This window comes from Sphingomonas sinipercae (assembly GCF_011302055.1).
Taxonomy (GTDB): Bacteria; Pseudomonadota; Alphaproteobacteria; order Sphingomonadales; family Sphingomonadaceae; genus Sphingomicrobium; species Sphingomicrobium sinipercae.
The window spans coordinates 1,598,566-1,613,562 of record NZ_CP049871.1; the positions used below are offsets into that span (position 1 = coordinate 1,598,566).

At 65.3% G+C, this 14,997-nt stretch carries 15 protein-coding genes; 12 read left to right on the forward strand and 3 right to left on the reverse strand.

What is annotated here, in order from left to right; genetic code table 11:
• Positions 1-80 precede the first annotated feature (80 nt).
• The 3 genes from ispH to G7078_RS08330 all read left to right on the forward strand — a co-directional run bounded on the left by ispH (position 81) and on the right by G7078_RS08330 (position 2,327).
• On the forward strand, positions 81-1,040 hold the full coding sequence (gene ispH / locus G7078_RS08320; protein ID WP_166094955.1) for a 4-hydroxy-3-methylbut-2-enyl diphosphate reductase: 960 nt from the start codon (positions 81-83) through the stop codon (positions 1,038-1,040).
• Between the two features lie 5 nt (positions 1,041-1,045).
• Positions 1,046-1,504: a ribonuclease HI gene (gene rnhA, locus G7078_RS08325; RefSeq protein WP_166094958.1), complete on the forward strand. Its 459-nt coding sequence runs from the start codon at positions 1,046-1,048 to the stop codon at positions 1,502-1,504.
• Positions 1,505-1,598: 94 nt separating this feature from the next.
• Positions 1,599-2,327, forward strand: coding sequence for a hypothetical protein (locus G7078_RS08330; RefSeq protein WP_166094960.1), 729 nt, complete (start codon positions 1,599-1,601; stop codon positions 2,325-2,327).
• On the opposite strand, the gene G7078_RS08335 is transcribed toward G7078_RS08330, so the two are convergent.
• Positions 2,317-3,381 carry an NAD(P)/FAD-dependent oxidoreductase gene (locus G7078_RS08335; RefSeq protein WP_166094963.1) on the reverse strand — a complete coding sequence of 355 codons (1,065 nt, stop codon included), beginning with the start codon at positions 3,379-3,381 and terminating at the stop codon, positions 2,317-2,319. The genes G7078_RS08330 and G7078_RS08335 overlap by 11 nt on opposite strands.
• Before the next feature lie 50 nt (positions 3,382-3,431).
• On the opposite strand from G7078_RS08335, the gene G7078_RS08340 reads away from it, so the two are divergent.
• The 8 genes from G7078_RS08340 (at position 3,432) to G7078_RS08375 (ending at position 10,792) form a co-directional block, all read left to right on the forward strand.
• A complete protein-coding gene (locus tag G7078_RS08340) occupies positions 3,432-3,905 on the forward strand; it encodes an A24 family peptidase (protein ID WP_166094965.1) in 474 nt (157 codons plus the stop codon).
• 46 nt (positions 3,906-3,951) lie between these two features.
• Positions 3,952-5,007, forward strand: coding sequence for a Flp pilus assembly protein CpaB (gene cpaB / locus G7078_RS08345; protein ID WP_166094967.1), 1,056 nt, complete (start codon positions 3,952-3,954; stop codon positions 5,005-5,007).
• 1 nt (position 5,008) lies between these two features.
• Positions 5,009-6,439 (forward strand): type II and III secretion system protein family protein, encoded by a 1,431-nt coding sequence (locus tag G7078_RS08350; protein WP_166094969.1) that lies wholly within the window; start codon positions 5,009-5,011, stop codon positions 6,437-6,439.
• A gap of 26 nt (positions 6,440-6,465) precedes the next feature.
• Positions 6,466-7,098, forward strand: a complete 633-nt coding sequence (locus G7078_RS08355) for a CpaD family pilus assembly protein (protein ID WP_166094971.1) — start codon at positions 6,466-6,468, stop codon at positions 7,096-7,098.
• Positions 7,099-7,100: 2 nt separating this feature from the next.
• Positions 7,101-8,369 carry a pilus assembly protein CpaE gene (locus G7078_RS08360; RefSeq protein ID WP_166094973.1) on the forward strand — a complete coding sequence of 423 codons (1,269 nt, stop codon included), beginning with the start codon at positions 7,101-7,103 and terminating at the stop codon, positions 8,367-8,369.
• A 51-nt stretch (positions 8,370-8,420) separates the two neighbouring features.
• Positions 8,421-9,389 carry a type II secretion system F family protein gene (locus G7078_RS08365; RefSeq protein WP_166094975.1) on the forward strand — a complete coding sequence of 323 codons (969 nt, stop codon included), beginning with the start codon at positions 8,421-8,423 and terminating at the stop codon, positions 9,387-9,389.
• A 16-nt stretch (positions 9,390-9,405) separates the two neighbouring features.
• On the forward strand, positions 9,406-10,395 hold the full coding sequence (locus G7078_RS08370) for a type II secretion system F family protein (RefSeq protein WP_166094978.1): 990 nt from the start codon (positions 9,406-9,408) through the stop codon (positions 10,393-10,395).
• Between the two features lie 73 nt (positions 10,396-10,468).
• Positions 10,469-10,792, forward strand: a complete 324-nt coding sequence (locus G7078_RS08375; RefSeq protein ID WP_166094980.1) for a hypothetical protein — start codon at positions 10,469-10,471, stop codon at positions 10,790-10,792.
• Here the strand turns inward: G7078_RS08375 and glyS are convergent.
• Complete coding sequence (gene glyS / locus G7078_RS08380; protein WP_425505240.1) at positions 10,789-12,852, reverse strand: glycine--tRNA ligase subunit beta; 2,064 nt, start codon at positions 12,850-12,852, stop codon at positions 10,789-10,791. The two genes, G7078_RS08375 and glyS, sit on opposite strands and share 4 nt — an antisense overlap.
• Complete coding sequence (locus tag G7078_RS08385) at positions 12,849-13,706, reverse strand: glycine--tRNA ligase subunit alpha (RefSeq protein WP_206367441.1); 858 nt, start codon at positions 13,704-13,706, stop codon at positions 12,849-12,851. Before G7078_RS08385 ends, glyS begins: the two co-directional genes overlap by 4 nt.
• Positions 13,707-13,826: 120 nt before the next feature.
• Between G7078_RS08385 and G7078_RS08390 the strand changes: the two genes are divergently transcribed.
• Entirely contained in the window at positions 13,827-14,732 is a 906-nt protein-coding gene (locus tag G7078_RS08390) for a TraB/GumN family protein (protein WP_166094985.1), read from the forward strand.
• Positions 14,733-14,997: the final 265 nt, after the last annotated feature.

The following is a 14,997-nucleotide window of genomic DNA, read 5'->3' on the forward strand; positions in this document are numbered from 1 at the left end:
GTGTTCCTTAGGACGAGGAGGTCGAGCGCCGTCATAGGAACCGCCTTCCAATGCTGCAAGCGAGGCCTTACATCGCGCCCATGCAACCGCAGCGGTCATCGGGGCGCCCGCCCCTGCACGTGCTTGTCGCCGCGCCGCGCGGATTCTGCGCCGGGGTCGACCGCGCCATCCGCATCGTTGAGCTCGCGCTCGAGAAATATGGCGCGCCGGTCTACGTGCGCCATGAAATCGTCCACAACCGCTTCGTCGTCGATGAGCTTCGCGACCGGGGCGCGATTTTCGTCAAGGAACTGGACGAGGTTCCGGACGACCGGCCAGTCGTCTTTTCCGCGCACGGCGTGCCCAAGACGGTGCCGGCCAAGGCCAGCCAGCGGGGCCTAAGCTTCCTCGACGCGACCTGCCCGCTGGTATCGAAGGTCCACCGGCAGGCCGAGCGGGTGGCCGCGGAAGGCCTGCACATCATCTTCGTCGGCCATGCCGGCCACCCCGAAGTGATCGGCACCTTCGGCCAGGTTCCGGAAGGTACCATGACACTGGTCGAAGACGTCGCCGACGTGAACCGCATCGCGGTCCCGGACGAAAGCCGGCTTGCGTTCCTGACACAGACGACTCTGTCGGTCGACGATACCGCCGACATCGTCACCGCGCTCAAGGCCCGCTTCCCGGCCATCCGGGCGCCGCGGACCGAAGACATTTGCTATGCGACGTCCAATCGCCAGGCCGCGGTCAAGGCGATCGCCGCGCGCTGCGAGAAGATGCTGGTGATCGGGTCACCGCAAAGTAGCAATTCCCTGCGCCTGGGCGAAGTGGCCGAGCGCCTGAACGTGCCCGCCCGGCTGATCGAGCGGGCGAGCGATATCGACTGGGCGTGGCTGGGCGAACCCAAAGTGCTTGGAGTGACCGCCGGGGCATCGGCGCCGGAACGGCTGGTGCGCGAAGTGATGGACGCGCTGGCCGAACGCTTCGAGGTGGTCGAAGAAGAAGCCGATCACAATCCCGAGCGGATGGTGTTCAAGCTTCCACGCGAGCTTGTCGACTGACCCACGTGGACGCGCTTTCCAAGGTCGACATTTTCACCGACGGCGCCTGCCGGGGCAATCCCGGCCCCGGCGGCTGGGCGGCATTGCTTCGGACCGGCGGGCGTGAGCGCGAGCTGACCGGCGGCGAGGCGCTGACCACCAACAACCGAATGGAGCTGGTCGCCGCTATCAGGGCGCTGCAGGCACTCAAGCGGCCGTGCAGCGTCGACCTGCACACCGACAGCGCCTACGTCCGCGACGGGATCACGAAATGGGTGCACGGCTGGCAGCGCAACGGCTGGCGCACGTCGGACAAGAAGCCGGTGAAGAATGAAGAGCTGTGGCGCGAGCTGCTGGAAGCAGTGGTTCCGCACCACATCCGCTGGCACTGGGTGAAAGGGCATAGCGGCCACCCGGAAAACGACCGCGTCGATGCGCTTGCCTGTGAGGAAGCGGACCGGCAGCGGCAGCATCACCAACTGTGAGAACAAGTTTTTCACCGATGTGTATTAGCGTATTGCATCAGTGTAACACGTTCGATAGTTTCCTCCACGGGGGGAGATTCACGTGGACCAGTCAATGGAGCCGAATGCCGCAGATACTCGGACGGAGTCGCGCCAAGTTAGGCTGCGCATCACGTGGAGGTATCTCGTTGCCTTCGCCGCTCTGACCATCCTGTGCGGCACCTCGCACGAATTCGTTCATCACTTTTCCGCCGCGGCCATCTGCGGCGGCTTCGGCGTAAAAACCTTCAACTCGTTCGATATCGCCCCTGGATGTGAGGCAAACCCGTGGCACTGGGCTGCTACACTCGCCGGGCCGGCCTTCACCTTCGGGCTGATGTGGTGGGGTGCGCTCTTGCTACGCCGACAATCAACATCTGATCGCCAGATCGGCTTTGCGTTGATCTTCGCGAACTTCCCGATCAACCGGCTATTTTTCGTGCTGATCTACGCCAACGACGAATATGACGCCGCCTTCCACTTGTTCGGCAGGTCAGAACTTGTGCACCTGCTGACGATCGCTGCGACTTGGCTGATCGCCTTACCGCCGGTGGTGATCGGGTATCGTGCCATCGCCAATCCGAAGCGCCCACTGTGGTTCGCCGCCTTTTTTATCCTGCCGTTTGTCTTCGTTCTGACCTTCGCCGCTGTCTTCCTCGAGAATTATCTCTTGCTCGAAAAGCACTTCCTTGCGTCACGCGTGCTCGGCGTCCCCTGGCTGATACTCGTCGTCGAGGGCCTCTCGCTGGCGATCTACTATGCTTTCCGGCGCGACCTTACAGGACGGCGGCGTCTCAGCGACTAAAGCGGCCCGGCGAAAATAATTCCGGATCGATGTGACCGACAATCTCGAGTAAAGCTTCGCCGAGCAGCAACGAGGCCGCCAGTTTCGCCGCTGCCGGCGCGGTCTGGATGCCGAAGCCGCCCTGCCCCGCGCACCAGAAAAACCCATCGGCAGAAGGATCGAAGCCGTAGACCGGCACCCGATCGCGCGAAAAGCTGCGCAGCCCGGCCCAACGCCGCTCGACCGCCTCGATCGGCCAGTCGACCGCTTGCTCGAACCGGTGAATGGCGACGGCGACGTCGATCTCTTCAGGGGCAGCGTCGCACGGGTCGCTGTCGATTTCGTCATGGGGGCTGAGCCAGACGATATTGTCGCCTTCGCCCTTGAAGTAGAAGCTTTCGGCCGCGTCGATCACGAGCGGCAAGTCCTTCAGGCCGGTCTGGCCGACCCTGAGCTGCACCATCGTCCGGCGCTTGGGCTGAATGCCAATCGCGCGAACGCCGCAGCCGATCGCGACCGCGTCGGCCCAGGCCCCGGCGGCGTTGACCACCACGCCGGCTTCGACTTCGCCGCCGTCCGAAAGCCGGATTTTCCAACCGTTGCCCTGGCGTTCGGCGGCGACCAGCGAAGCGTCGGTCCGCACCGTGCCGCCCCACTGGCGGAAGCGTGCGAGGCAGTCGGCATGAAGCGCGGCAACGTCGATGTCGGCGCAGCTTTCCTCAAACAGGGCGCAGGCCCAGTCCGGGCGGGTGCCCGGGACTCGGTCCTCGAGGGCCGAGCGCCCGAGGAGAATCCCGCCGTCCACCTCCGGCAGCCGGGACACATCACGGGCGATGTGCAGGGCCCCGCGCTGGCGCAGGAACGGTGCTAGGAACCGGCGGCTGGCAAGGGTCAGCGGCGCCACCGCCGGGCCGCCATAGCTACCGAGCCAGAACGCCGCCGAGCGCCCGGTCGCATGCATTCCGCAATGGCGTTCCGCTTCGACGATCAGCACGCGCCGGTGCGCGGCTAGCTCGGCGCCAAGGTTCGCCCCGGCGATTCCGCCGCCGACGATGATGATGTCGAAGCTATCCATCCAAGCGCCCGGTTACGAATTGGCAAGTGTCAGCGTCTAGTGCCGTCGTCATGACAAACGTCGCATTAACCCAGGCGCTGCTGGCGATACTTGCAATCCTGCTGGTCGTCGCCGCGACGATCGACGTCCGCACCTATACGATTTCCAACCGGCTCAACCTGGCGGTGGCGCTGCTTGCGCCACTGTACTGGTTGAGCGCCGGGCTGCCCTGGTGGCCCGATATCGCCGCGCAGGCCGGGACGGCTCTCGCCGTGTTCCTGCTGCTCTCCATCCTGTTTTACACCGGGATGATGGGCGGGGGCGACGTCAAGCTCGCCGGTGCCCTCGCGCTCTGGTTCACGCCGGCGGAGACGCTGCGTTCGCTCATCTACATGGCGCTTGCCGGCGGCGTGGTCACGGCCGTCGCGCTCATCGTCCATCGCGCCGCTCGCAAGGGCGGCCGGCCGAAGGTTCCGTACGGCGTTGCGATCGCCGTCGGCGGCCTCGCGATTCTCACCCAACGGTTTCTTAACCAATTTGCCTGATTTGTAAGGTTGTTCGCAGCGGGTCTGCAGGGGAGGCGTTCTCGCCATGGATTTTAAAAAAGTAATGCTTCTGGTCGGCGCTCTGGTGGTGGCAGCAGTCACCGCCTTCATGGCCAAGAACATGTTCACCGGCGCGGGCGCGCAGCAGGCCGAGGCCGCTGCTCCCGGCGTCCCGCTTGGACCCAAGGTGCTCGTCGCCCGCAAGGATCTGCCGGTCGGCACGATCATCGACCAGACGATGCTGGGTTTCCAGGATTGGCCGAAAGACGCGCTCGACGGCGCTTATTACGCGCAGGGCACCCCTGACGCCGACCCGTCGAAGCTGCTCGGCACTGTCGTTCGCTTCCCGGTCACCGCCGGCCAGCCGCTGACCCGCGGCTCCCTGGTCGGCCCGAAGGACCGCGGCTTCCTCGCCGCGGCGCTCGGCCCGGGCATGCGTGCCGTCACCGTCCCGGTCACCACGTCGAACGGCGTCGCCGGCTTCGTATTCCCGGGCGACCGCGTCGACATGGTGCTGAACCAGACCGTCGATAACAACGGTGGCGACGGTGCGCCGCTCAAGGTGTCCGAGACGATCGTTCGCAACGTTCGCGTGCTTGCCACCGACCAGCGCATCAGCAGCAAGGACGAAGACGGCAAGACCGAGGTGAAGACCTTCTCCAACGTCACGCTGGAAGTCACGCCGCGGATCGCCGAAAAGGTTTCGGTCGCGCAAAGCGTCGGGACTCTCTCGCTGTCGCTTCGCTCGCTTGCCGACAGCACGTCGGAGCTAGAACGAGCCGTCGCTTCGGGTGAGGTAAAGGTGCCAGCCGGCACCACGCCCGCCGACGAGCGCCGCCTGCTCAACGCTTACGCAAGCCGTCCAATGGATAACAACACGACGTTCACCACCGGTGGCGACGTTTCCCGCTTCCAGCGCCGCACGGTGCCGGCGAAGGTCAAGTCGCGCGACGAGCTCGCCGCCGAGGTCGCTCGCAATGCGATGGACAAATATATCGACCGCGTGGCGCCTGGCGCGGGTGGAGGCAGCGTTGCTTCCGGCCCCGTCGTTCGCGTGACCCGCGGCAGCAACGTGACAATCGTTCCGGTGGGGGGCCGCTAAGATGAACAGGTTCAACCTCAAGACGGGCGCGGCCGCAATCGCCCTGGCGATCGGCTTCGCCGGAGCCGCGGCTCCAGCCCCGGCCCTCGCCCAGTCAATGTCGGCCAAGCCGTCGGAAACGCTCAACCTGTCGCAGGGCACCGGCACTCTGGTGCGGCTGTCCTCGCCGATGACCGACGTCTTCGTCGCCAACGACAAGGTCGCCGACGTTCAGGTCCGTTCCTCGACCCAGCTGTATGTGTTCGGCAAGGGCAACGGTGAAACCACCGTCTACGCGACCGGCAAGGACGGGCGCGTGGTTTATGCCTCGACCGTTCGCGTCGGCAACAACATCAGCTCGGTGGACGAAATGCTCCGCCTGGCGATGCCCGAAGCCAACCTTCAGGCGACGCCGATGAACAACCTTGTGCTGCTGACCGGCACCGTCGCCTCCCCGACCGATGTCGAGGAAGCGCAGCGACTGGTCCAGGCCTATGTCGGCGAAGGCACGCAAGTGGTCAGCCGGCTGCGTTCCTCGACGCCGCTGCAGGTCAACCTGCGGGTGCGCATCGCGGAGGTGAACCGCAGCCTGCTGAAGCAGTTCGGTGTCAACCTTCTTGGCGTCGGCAACGGCTTTTCGGTCGCGCAGGGTGACGGCATCTACGTCCCGCCGGCGGGTGCTGGCGACGACACGGACGGCAGCGACACCGGCAAGATCATCCGCGGCACCATCGGCACGACCTTCGGGCTCGGCAAGCGGTTCCTCGGCCTCGACCTGATCGGCCGCCTCAACCTGGCGGAAACCGATGGCCTGGTCACCACGCTTGCGGAACCGAACCTGACGGCCTTGTCCGGCGAAACCGCCAGCTTCCTGGCCGGCGGCGAATTCCCGATCCCAGTGTCGCAGGGCAACCAGGGCATCACCATCGAGTACAAGCAATATGGCGTCGGCCTGGCCTTCACGCCGATCGTGCTCGGCGATGGCCGCATTTCGATGCGCGTTCGCCCGGAGGTCAGCGAACTTTCGAACGAAGGGTCGGTCAAGCTCAACGACTTCGTCGTCCCGGCGCTGACGACCCGCCGCGCTGAAACGACGGTGGAGCTCGGCTCCGGCCAGAGCTTCATGATCGCCGGCCTGCTGCGCAACGCGCTGACCAACGACATCGACAAGGCGCCGTTCCTGGGCGACCTCCCGATCCTTGGGGCGCTGTTCCGCTCGACCAGCTACAAACGGCAGGAGACCGAACTGGTCATCATCGTGACGCCGTACCTGGTCCGCCCGGTCAGCGGCCGCATGGCCCTGCCGACGGACGGGCTTCGCGCACCGACCGACGCCCAGCGCGTCGCCTTTGGCCAGACGGTCACCGGCGTCAGCGCCGCGCCCGCCGCCGCCCCGGTGGCAACAATCCAGGCAGTGCCGGGAAGCGCCGCCGCCCCCGGGTTCAAGCTGTGAACCGGCTGCACAGGAAGGACGTGAACATGCGTACCAAGCTTTGCCTCCTGCTGGTGGCGTCTAGCCTGAGCGCCTGCGCTCAGACCGGCGAGATCCCGGCAGCCCGTGGCGTCAGCGCCGTCAATGAGCCGGTGCTCAGCCGCGCCGCTTTCACTTATGACCTGTCGGCACCGGCCGGCGTTCTGCCCCCGCAGGAAGTCGCCCGGCTCGATAGCTGGTTCCGCACGCTGAACCTGGGTTACGGCGACTCCATCTACGTCGACGGGCCCTATGCGGACTCGGTTCGCGGCCAAGTCGCGCAGATCGCCGGCGCTTATGGGATGGCCGTATTGCCCTCCGCCCCGGTGTTGACCGGCGCGATCGGTGAGGGCGCAGTGCGCGTGATTGTCAGCCGCACCCGGGCCGAGGTGCCGGGGTGCCCGCTTTGGAATCCTGCACCCAGCTTCAACTACAGCAACACGAGCACGCCGAACTACGGCTGCGCGGTGAACTCCAACATGGCCGCGATGGTCGCCAACCCGGAAGACTTGTTCCACGGGCGCGATTCCGGCGGCCTTGGGGACACGCAGACTGCCAGCAAGGCCGTCGAATATTACCGCACCGCTCCGCCGACCGGCAAAAAGGGTCTGCAGGACGTCAATACCAAGGAAGGTAAGTAGGCATGAACGCCCCATTCCAGGCGCGCGCGGGACTCCGCGATCCGTTCACCGCCTTTGTCTGCGACGATGCCACGGCCGATATGCTGCGGCCGATCGCCGTGGAGCATGGCTGGAGCCCGGAGAAAGTGAACAAGGGCGGACTGCGCAACGCGGTGCAGTCGCTGTCGGTGTCGGCAAGCCCGAACATCCTGTTCGTCGACCTTTCGGAATCGGCCGATCCGCTGAACGACATCAACGCCCTTGCCGAGGTTTGCGAACCGGGCACGATCGTGATGGCCGCCGGGCAAGTGAACGACGTTCGCCTGTATCGCGACCTGCTTTCGAGCGGCATCCACGATTATCTGCTGAAGCCGTTCACGGTCGACCAGCTGCGCGACAGCTTCGCTCATGCCCAGTCGATCCTGTCCGGACCGCGCGGGGATTCGCAGGTTGAAAAGCCGCACGTGATGGCCGCGGTCATCGGCGTGCGCGGCGGGGTCGGCGCGTCCGGCCTGGCGACGTCGCTGGCCTGGCTGCTGGGTGAGCGCGCACAGCGTTCGACCGCACTGCTCGACCTCGACGTCCACTTCGGCACCGGCGCCCTGTCGCTCGACCTGGAACCGGGCCGCGGCCTGACCGACGCGATCGAGAATCCAAGCCGCATCGATGGACTGTTCATCGAGCGCGCAATGGTCCGGGCCAACGAGCGGTTGTCGGTGTTGTCGGCGGAAGCGCCGATCCACCAGCCGCTGCTGACCGACGGAAGCGCCTTCTTCCAGTTGCAGGAAGAAATGCGCAACGCCTTCGAGGCTACCGTCCTCGACCTGCCGCGCCACATGCTGATCGCACACCCGCATCTGGTCCATGACCCGCACGTTGCGGTCGTCGTCGCCGAACTGACTTTGGCCGCGACGCGCGATGCAATCCGCATCCTCGCCTGGCTGAAGTCGAATGCGCCGCAGACCAAGGTCATCGTGGTTGCCAACCGCGTCCCCAACGGCGGCGCGCTGGAAATCAGCCGCAAGGACTTCGAGCAGTCAATCGAGCGGCCGGTAGACATCGTCTTCCCGTTCGACAGTAAGCTGGCCGCGCAATCCGCCAAGCTTGGCAAGCCGGTCGCTGAGATCGCGACGGGCAAGCTGGCGGCGCCGTACAACCAGTTGCTGAAGATGGTCCTGAGCCACGCCAGCGATGAAGGCGTGCAGGCGGCCGAAAGCGGCGAGTCCGGCGGCAAGGGTTTGGTGACGAACCTGAAGCAGATGTTGAGCAAGCCGAAAGCCAAGGCGGCTTAAGCACGCCGTGCAGCGTCACTTGCACAGGTTCAGGGGAACGGGGCAGCACCAATGATGTTCATCGCGATCCTTGCGATCGGAGCCGTCGGCGCGCTGCTGCTGCTCTACAACGCCTTCAGCGGTCCGTCGGCCTCCAAGGCCATCAAGCGGCGCATGGAGCTGGTGAAGGAGCGGCACGCGGAAGGCGTCGCCGCTTCGGCGCAGGCGCAGATCCGCAAGCTGATGGCGGCCCGCGCCAGCCGCATCGACGGCTGGGCCAGCACGATCATCCCCAAGCCCGCCTTGCTCCGCAAGCGGCTGGAGATGACCGGCAAGAACATCTCGCTCGGTAAATATGCGATGATCGGCGGCGGCATCCTGCTGGTCGTCATGGTGGTGCTGATGCTGCGCGGCGCGCCGCTTCTGCTGTCCATCTTCGCCGGCCTGTTCTTCGGCATCGGCGGACCGCACTTCATCATCGGCAAGATGATCACCCGGCGGGTCAACAAGTTCAATTCCAACTTCCCCGACGCCATCGAACTGATGGTCCGTGGCCTTCGTTCGGGCCTTCCGATCAGCGAGACGATCGGCATCGTCGCGACCGAGGTCCAGGGCCCGGTCGGCGTCGAATTCCGGATGGTCGCCGACAAGATGAAGCTCGGCAAGACGATGGAAGCATCGCTCCAGGACACGGCGGACCGGCTTGGGACGCCCGAATTCCAGTTCTTCGTCATCACCCTGGCGATCCAGCGGGAAACCGGCGGCAACCTGGCGGAAACGCTGTCCAACCTGGCCGACGTGCTGCGCAAGCGCGGGCAGATGAAGCTCAAGATCCGCGCGATGAGCTCGGAATCGAAGGCCTCCGCCTACATCGTCGGTTCGCTGCCGTTCGTGGTCTTCACGCTCGTGACGATGATCAACCCCGAATATATGGGCGGCTTCTTCGTCGACGAACGGCTGATGGTCGCGGGCATGGGCGGCCTGGTGTGGATGGGCATTGGCGTGTTCATCATGGCCAAGATGGTCAACTTCGAGATCTAAGGGGCGAAAGACGGATATGCAGGCCTCCGGCCCCACTCTTCTCGGCTTCGACGTCATCCTGGTAGCGACGCTGCTGAGCGGCGTCGCGTGCCTCGCGGTGATGCTCGCAATCTATGCGGCGACGACGGTCAAGGACCCGATGGCGCGCCGCGTGAAGGCGCTGAACGACCGGCGCGAGCAGCTCAAGGCCGGCATCGTCGCGTCGACCAACAAGCGGAAGAAACTCAACCACCGCAACGAAGCGGCGGACCGGGTGCGCTCGATCCTGAGCAGTTTCAAGATGCTCCAGGACGACCAGATCCAGAAGACGCAGCAGCGGCTGATGCAGGCCGGTATCCGCACCAAGGACCTGGCGTTCTTCATCATCTTCGCCCGCTTCGTGCTGCCGGTCGTGCTCGGCCTGACCGCGGTGGTCCTGATCTACCTCGTCCAATATTGGCCGGAATGGGGCTGGTTCCGCAAATATGCGACCGTCGCCGCCGTCCTTGTCGGTTCGTACAAGGCGCCGGACGTGTGGCTGAAAAACAAGGTCACCAAGCGCAGCCATGCCGTTCGCAAGGGCCTTCCCGACGCGCTCGACCTGCTGGTCATCTGCGCCGAGGCGGGCCTGACCGTCGACGCCGCGTTCGGCCGCGTCTCGCGCGAGCTGGGCAAGGCCTATCCGGAGCTGGGCGACGAATTCGGGCTGACCGCGATCGAGCTGGGCTTCCTCAACGAGCGTCGCCAGGCGTTCGAGAACCTGGCCAACCGGGTTGACCTGGAAGCGGTTCGCGGTGTCGTCACGACCATGATCCAGACCGAGAAGTACGGCACCCCGCTCGCTTCCGCGCTGCGCGTTCTGTCGGCCGAATTCCGCAACGAGCGCATGATGCGCGCCGAGGAAAAGGCCGCGCGCCTGCCGGCGATCATGACAGTGCCGCTGATCCTGTTCATCCTGCCGACGCTGTTCGTCGTCATCCTCGGACCGGCGGCCTGCTCGATTAGCGACAACCTCATCAACAGGTAGGTTGCGCGCCCGGAACGGATTGGCCGCTGCTGCGCTTAAGTCCCCAAGCCTTCAACCAAGGGGAATAAGACAGATGGTTGCCTTCACATCCGACCAGTGGGTGATCCTGGCGCTCGTGTTCGTGCTCGGCCTTCTGGTCGGCGCCTTCCTGTTCGCCGGCGGCGGCCGCAAGTGGAAGACCCGCTATCGCGAAGAAACGCGGCGGCGCGAGGAGCTTGAAAAAGAACATCGCGACCGCGAGGCGCATTGGAGCGAGCGCGAAAAGGATTGGCGTGAGCGCGACACCCTGCGCGGCGCAGCCATCCGTGACCGCGACGTCACGACGTCGAGCGACATTGACGGCGACGGCGTGCGCGACAGCGTCGATCGGCGCCCGACTGACGACCGCCGGGCCTAGCCTTCGATCTTCGAGAAATCCGCGACGCGGTTCACTGCGTCGCGGAAGCGCATCAGCAGGTTGAGCCGACGCGCGCGCACGGCAGCATCGTCGGCATTCACCGTCACCTTGTCGAAGAAGGCGTCGATCGGCGCACGCAGGGATGAGAGCGCATCCATGGCGGCGGTGAAGTCTTCCGCGTCGATTGCGGTGATCGCGCGCAGCTCGGCGCCTTCAAGAGCGGCGGCGAGCGCACTTTCCTCCGCCGGCATTTCACCGTTGCCCCTGACTTGATCCGGGGTCCAGCTGCCCTCTTCCTTCTTCAGGATGTTCGCTGCGCGCTTGTAACCGGCGAGCAGGTTCGCGCCGTTCTCCGTCTCAACGAACGCCTGCAGCGCCTTCACCCGCGCCAGCAGCCGCACCAAGTCATCCTCGCCGCCAAGCGCAAACACCGCGTCGATCAGGTCGTGCCGAACCCCCGCCTCGCGCTGCTGCACCTTCAGCCGGTCGGCGAAGAAAGCCATGATCTCGTCGGCATTGCGGTCGAGACGGTGGATTGCTTCGTCGCCGCTGGCCGCCGCGCGATTTGCGAGAGTACCCCTGACGGCCTGCCGAAGGTTTAGCCGCAAGCCGGCGTCCACGATCATCTCGATCGAGCCGATCGCAGCCCGGCGAAGCGCGAACGGGTCTTTCGATCCAGTCGGCTTCAATTCGACGCTGAAAAACGCACAGATCGTGTCCAGCTTGTCGGCCAGGGCAAGCGCGGCGGACAGCGGGTCGCGCGGATTGCCATAGTGATCGCGCACCGCGTTCGCGACCGCATCCGCCTCGCCCTGCGCGCGCGCCAAATAGCCGCCGATCACGCCCTGCAATTCCGGAAACTCGCCGACCATGCCGGTAACGAGGTCCGCCTTCGCGAGCAGCGCGGCGCGTTCGACCTGGTCCGCGTCGGCGTCGATGACTCCGCTGTCGACCAGCCAGCGGGCCAGCTTCGCGACCCGCTCGACCTTGTCGGCGATGGTGCCGAGCTTTTCATGGAAAATGATTCCGGAAAGCTTCTTCGCTTGCTCCTCCAGCGGCACCTTCAGGTCCTGTTCCCAGAAGAACCGAGCGTCGGACAGGCGCGCGGCGAGGACGCGCTTGTTGCCTTCGACGATCGCGGCGCCGCCGTCGGTCGCGTCGATATTCGCGGTGCAGACGAACGCCGGGGCCAGTTCGCCGCCGGCGTCGGTGCAAGCGAAATACTTCTGGTTCGCGCGCATGGTCAGCACGATCACCTCGCGCGGCACGTCGAGATATTCGGGATCGAACCGGCCGAGCAAAGGCACCGGCCATTCGGTCAGGCCCGCGTTCTCGACGACCAGCCCCTCATCTTCGACGATGGCCAATCCCGCTTCGGAAGCGGCCCGCGCAGCCCCGTCGCGGACTATCCGTTCACGCTCCGCCTGGTCGACGATGACGTGGCAGGCGCGCAGCTTTTCAACGTAATCCCCTGCGCCGCCGATGGTGATCGGGCCGGGGCAGTGGAAGCGGTGGCCGAACGTCGTCGCGCCGCATTCGACGCCGTCGAGGGCGACCGGAACGATATCTTCGCCAAGGATGGCGACGACGCCGTGCAACGGCCGCACCCAGCGCAGCGAAGCCGTGCTGGCCGACGCTTCCCCCCAGCGCATCGACTTGGGCCAGGGGAAGTTGCCGACGATGCGCTCGATCATCCCGCCGAGCAGTTCCGCCGTGCCCTGCCCTGCCGTCTCGACCACCGCGAAATAGACGCCGTCGCGGTCCTCAAGTTGCTCGCGCGCCAGGCCAGTCTTGCGCAGGAACCCCTCGAGCGCCTGCGGCGGCGCCGAGGTGCGGGGACCCTTAAGCTCCTCGCGGCGGTCCTCCGTCTGCAACGGCAGGTCGCGCGCGATCAGCGCCAGCCGCCGCGGCGTCGAATAGGACTCGATGGCGCCGCTCTTCAGCCCAGCCTTGCCGAGTTCTTCGACGAACAGCCGCTCCAAGTCACGGCGCGCGCCCGCCTGCATCCGCGCCGGGATTTCCTCGCACCGAAGCTCCAGCAGGAAGTCAGCCGCGCTCAAGCTACCCACCCGTTCTTGTCCATCCACGCGGCGCAGGCGCCCTTGGCGAGGTCGCGGACCCGGCCAATGTAGGCCTGGCGCTCCGCGACCGAGATCACGCCGCGCGCCTGCAACGTATTGAAGATGTGGCTGGCCTTGATCGCCTGCTCATAGGCCGGGATCGGCAGCGCGTTGCCCAGGCACAGCTCGCATTCCGCGACGGCTTTCCTGAACCCTTCGAACAAAGTGTCGGTGTTGGCGACTTCGAAATTATATTTCGACGCTTCGCGTTCGTTTTCCTTGAACACGTCGCCGTAGGACGTGGTCTCGTTGAACTTCAGGTTGAAGACGTTGTCGACGCCCTGGATGTACATCGCCAAGCGCTCGAGCCCGTAGGTCAGCTCACCCGAGACGGGCTTGCAGTCGAAGCCGCCAACCTGCTGGAAATACGTGAACTGGGTCACTTCCATGCCGTCGCACCACACTTCCCAGCCGAGGCCCCAGGCGCCGAGCGTCGGGCTTTCCCAATCGTCCTCGACGAAGCGGATGTCGTGCTTGAGCGGGTCGATCCCGATCGCCGACAGGCTGCCCAAGTACAGTTCCTGCAGGTTCGGCGGGCTCGGCTTCAGAACCACCTGATACTGGTAATAATGGCCCAGGCGGTTCGGGTTCTCGCCATAGCGGCCGTCGGTCGGCCGCCGGCACGGCTGCACGAAAGCCGCGCGCCAATGGTCCGGGCCGAGCGCGCGCAGGACCGTCGCCGGGTGGAACGTCCCCGCCCCCATTTCCAGGTCGTAGGGCTGCAGGAGCACGCACCCCTGCTCGCTCCAATAGCGATGCAGCGTCAGAATCAGGTCCTGAAAGGTCAGTGACAAGAAGGCGCCCCGGTCTCGTGCTGAGTGAACGTCGTGGCTTTGGCGGATGCGAAAGCGGCGGGCAAGTGGACGTTCAGCGCGCAGCCCCTACATCAGCTCCAACTCCGCGAAAGGTCACCAATGTTCCTGAAGTATCTGCGCCGCGCCGCCGCCCTGCTTGCAGTCCCGGCCCTCGCCTTCGGGCCGGTTGCCGGAAAGGCCGAAGCAAAGACCGCCGAAGCGCGCCCGGCGCTGTGGCAAGTGTCCGATCCCGACACGAAGATTTACCTGTTCGGGACGATCCACCTGCTGCCCAAGGAGTTCCGCTGGGAAACGCCGCGCCTGCGCAAAGCGATCGCGGAATCGGATACGTTGGTGGTGGAGACTATCATAGATCCCAAAAACCCCGCCGAACTGGCGAGGGAGCTGGTGCGGCTGGGCTATGCCGACGGGCTACCGCCGCTGGCGAGCCGGATCGACCCGGCGAAACGGGCGATGCTGGAGGCGACGATCGTCAAGAGCGGGATTCCCCGCCCGGCGTTCGACCGGATGAAGACCTGGGCCGCCGCATTCTCGCTGCTCGGCACGCAATTCAAGGAGCTTGGCCTGCACGGAGATGCCGGAGTCGAACAGACGTTGCGCGACGCCTTCGCGGCAGCGGGCAAGCCGATCGGCCAGCTGGAGACGAACGGCGAGCAGCTCGGCTTCTTCAACGACCTGCCGGAGCCGGCGCAGCGCGCGCTGCTCGAAGGTGCGATCGATTCGCCCGAGCTTGCCGGCAAGCAGTTCGACATCATGCTTCGCGCCTGGGCCCGCGGCGACGTCGAAGCGGTCGGCAAGTCGTTCAATGCAGACCTTGGGTCGTCGCCCGGGCTGATCGAAGTGCTCGCCAAGCGCCGCAATGCGAACTGGAGCCGGTGGATCGAAAAGCGGCTTGCCGCGCCGGGGACGGTGCTCGTCGCAGTCGGCGCTGGCCATCTCGCCGGCCCGGATTCGGTGCAGACGATGCTCTCGCGGGGGGGCTATCGGATAAAGCGGGTCCAGTAAGCCGTCGGACTGCTCCCAAGGCCGGCTGAAAGTCAGCTCATGATGTCTTTTTGTCATGGCTGCATGATTTTTTGTCAGGCTCGCTTGACATGGTCATCCTTCGCTGACAAATAGTCATGGACACCTGACATCGAGTCGGGTGAAAGCCAAGGGTGGGATGACGAAATGTTACAGGAAATCAGGACTGCAAAGATGGTCGCGGCGCTGTTCGCGTCGCTGCTTGTGAGTTCGGCCGCAATCTCGGCCGCGGTGGGGCCGGCGTCCC

What these genes read in the sequence shown, in the direction of transcription:
- G7078_RS08330 (WP_166094960.1), top strand. Translation starts at nt 1,599, where the DNA reads ATGGAGCCGAATGCCGCAGATACTCGGACGGAGTCGCGCCAAGTTAGG.
- G7078_RS08340 (WP_166094965.1), top strand. Translation starts at nt 3,432, where the DNA reads ATGACAAACGTCGCATTAACCCAGGCGCTGCTGGCGATACTTGCAATC.
- G7078_RS08335 (WP_166094963.1), bottom strand. Translation starts at nt 3,381, where the DNA reads ATGGATAGCTTCGACATCATCATCGTCGGCGGCGGAATCGCCGGGGCG.
- G7078_RS08370 (WP_166094978.1), top strand. Translation starts at nt 9,406, where the DNA reads ATGCAGGCCTCCGGCCCCACTCTTCTCGGCTTCGACGTCATCCTGGTA.
- G7078_RS08355 (WP_166094971.1), top strand. Translation starts at nt 6,466, where the DNA reads ATGCGTACCAAGCTTTGCCTCCTGCTGGTGGCGTCTAGCCTGAGCGCC.
- cpaB (WP_166094967.1), top strand. Translation starts at nt 3,952, where the DNA reads ATGGATTTTAAAAAAGTAATGCTTCTGGTCGGCGCTCTGGTGGTGGCA.
- G7078_RS08375 (WP_166094980.1), top strand. Translation starts at nt 10,469, where the DNA reads ATGGTTGCCTTCACATCCGACCAGTGGGTGATCCTGGCGCTCGTGTTC.
- G7078_RS08390 (WP_166094985.1), top strand. Translation starts at nt 13,827, where the DNA reads ATGTTCCTGAAGTATCTGCGCCGCGCCGCCGCCCTGCTTGCAGTCCCG.
- G7078_RS08350 (WP_166094969.1), top strand. Translation starts at nt 5,009, where the DNA reads ATGAACAGGTTCAACCTCAAGACGGGCGCGGCCGCAATCGCCCTGGCG.
- G7078_RS08360 (WP_166094973.1), top strand. Translation starts at nt 7,101, where the DNA reads ATGAACGCCCCATTCCAGGCGCGCGCGGGACTCCGCGATCCGTTCACC.
- G7078_RS08365 (WP_166094975.1), top strand. Translation starts at nt 8,421, where the DNA reads ATGATGTTCATCGCGATCCTTGCGATCGGAGCCGTCGGCGCGCTGCTG.
- ispH (WP_166094955.1), top strand. Translation starts at nt 81, where the DNA reads ATGCAACCGCAGCGGTCATCGGGGCGCCCGCCCCTGCACGTGCTTGTC.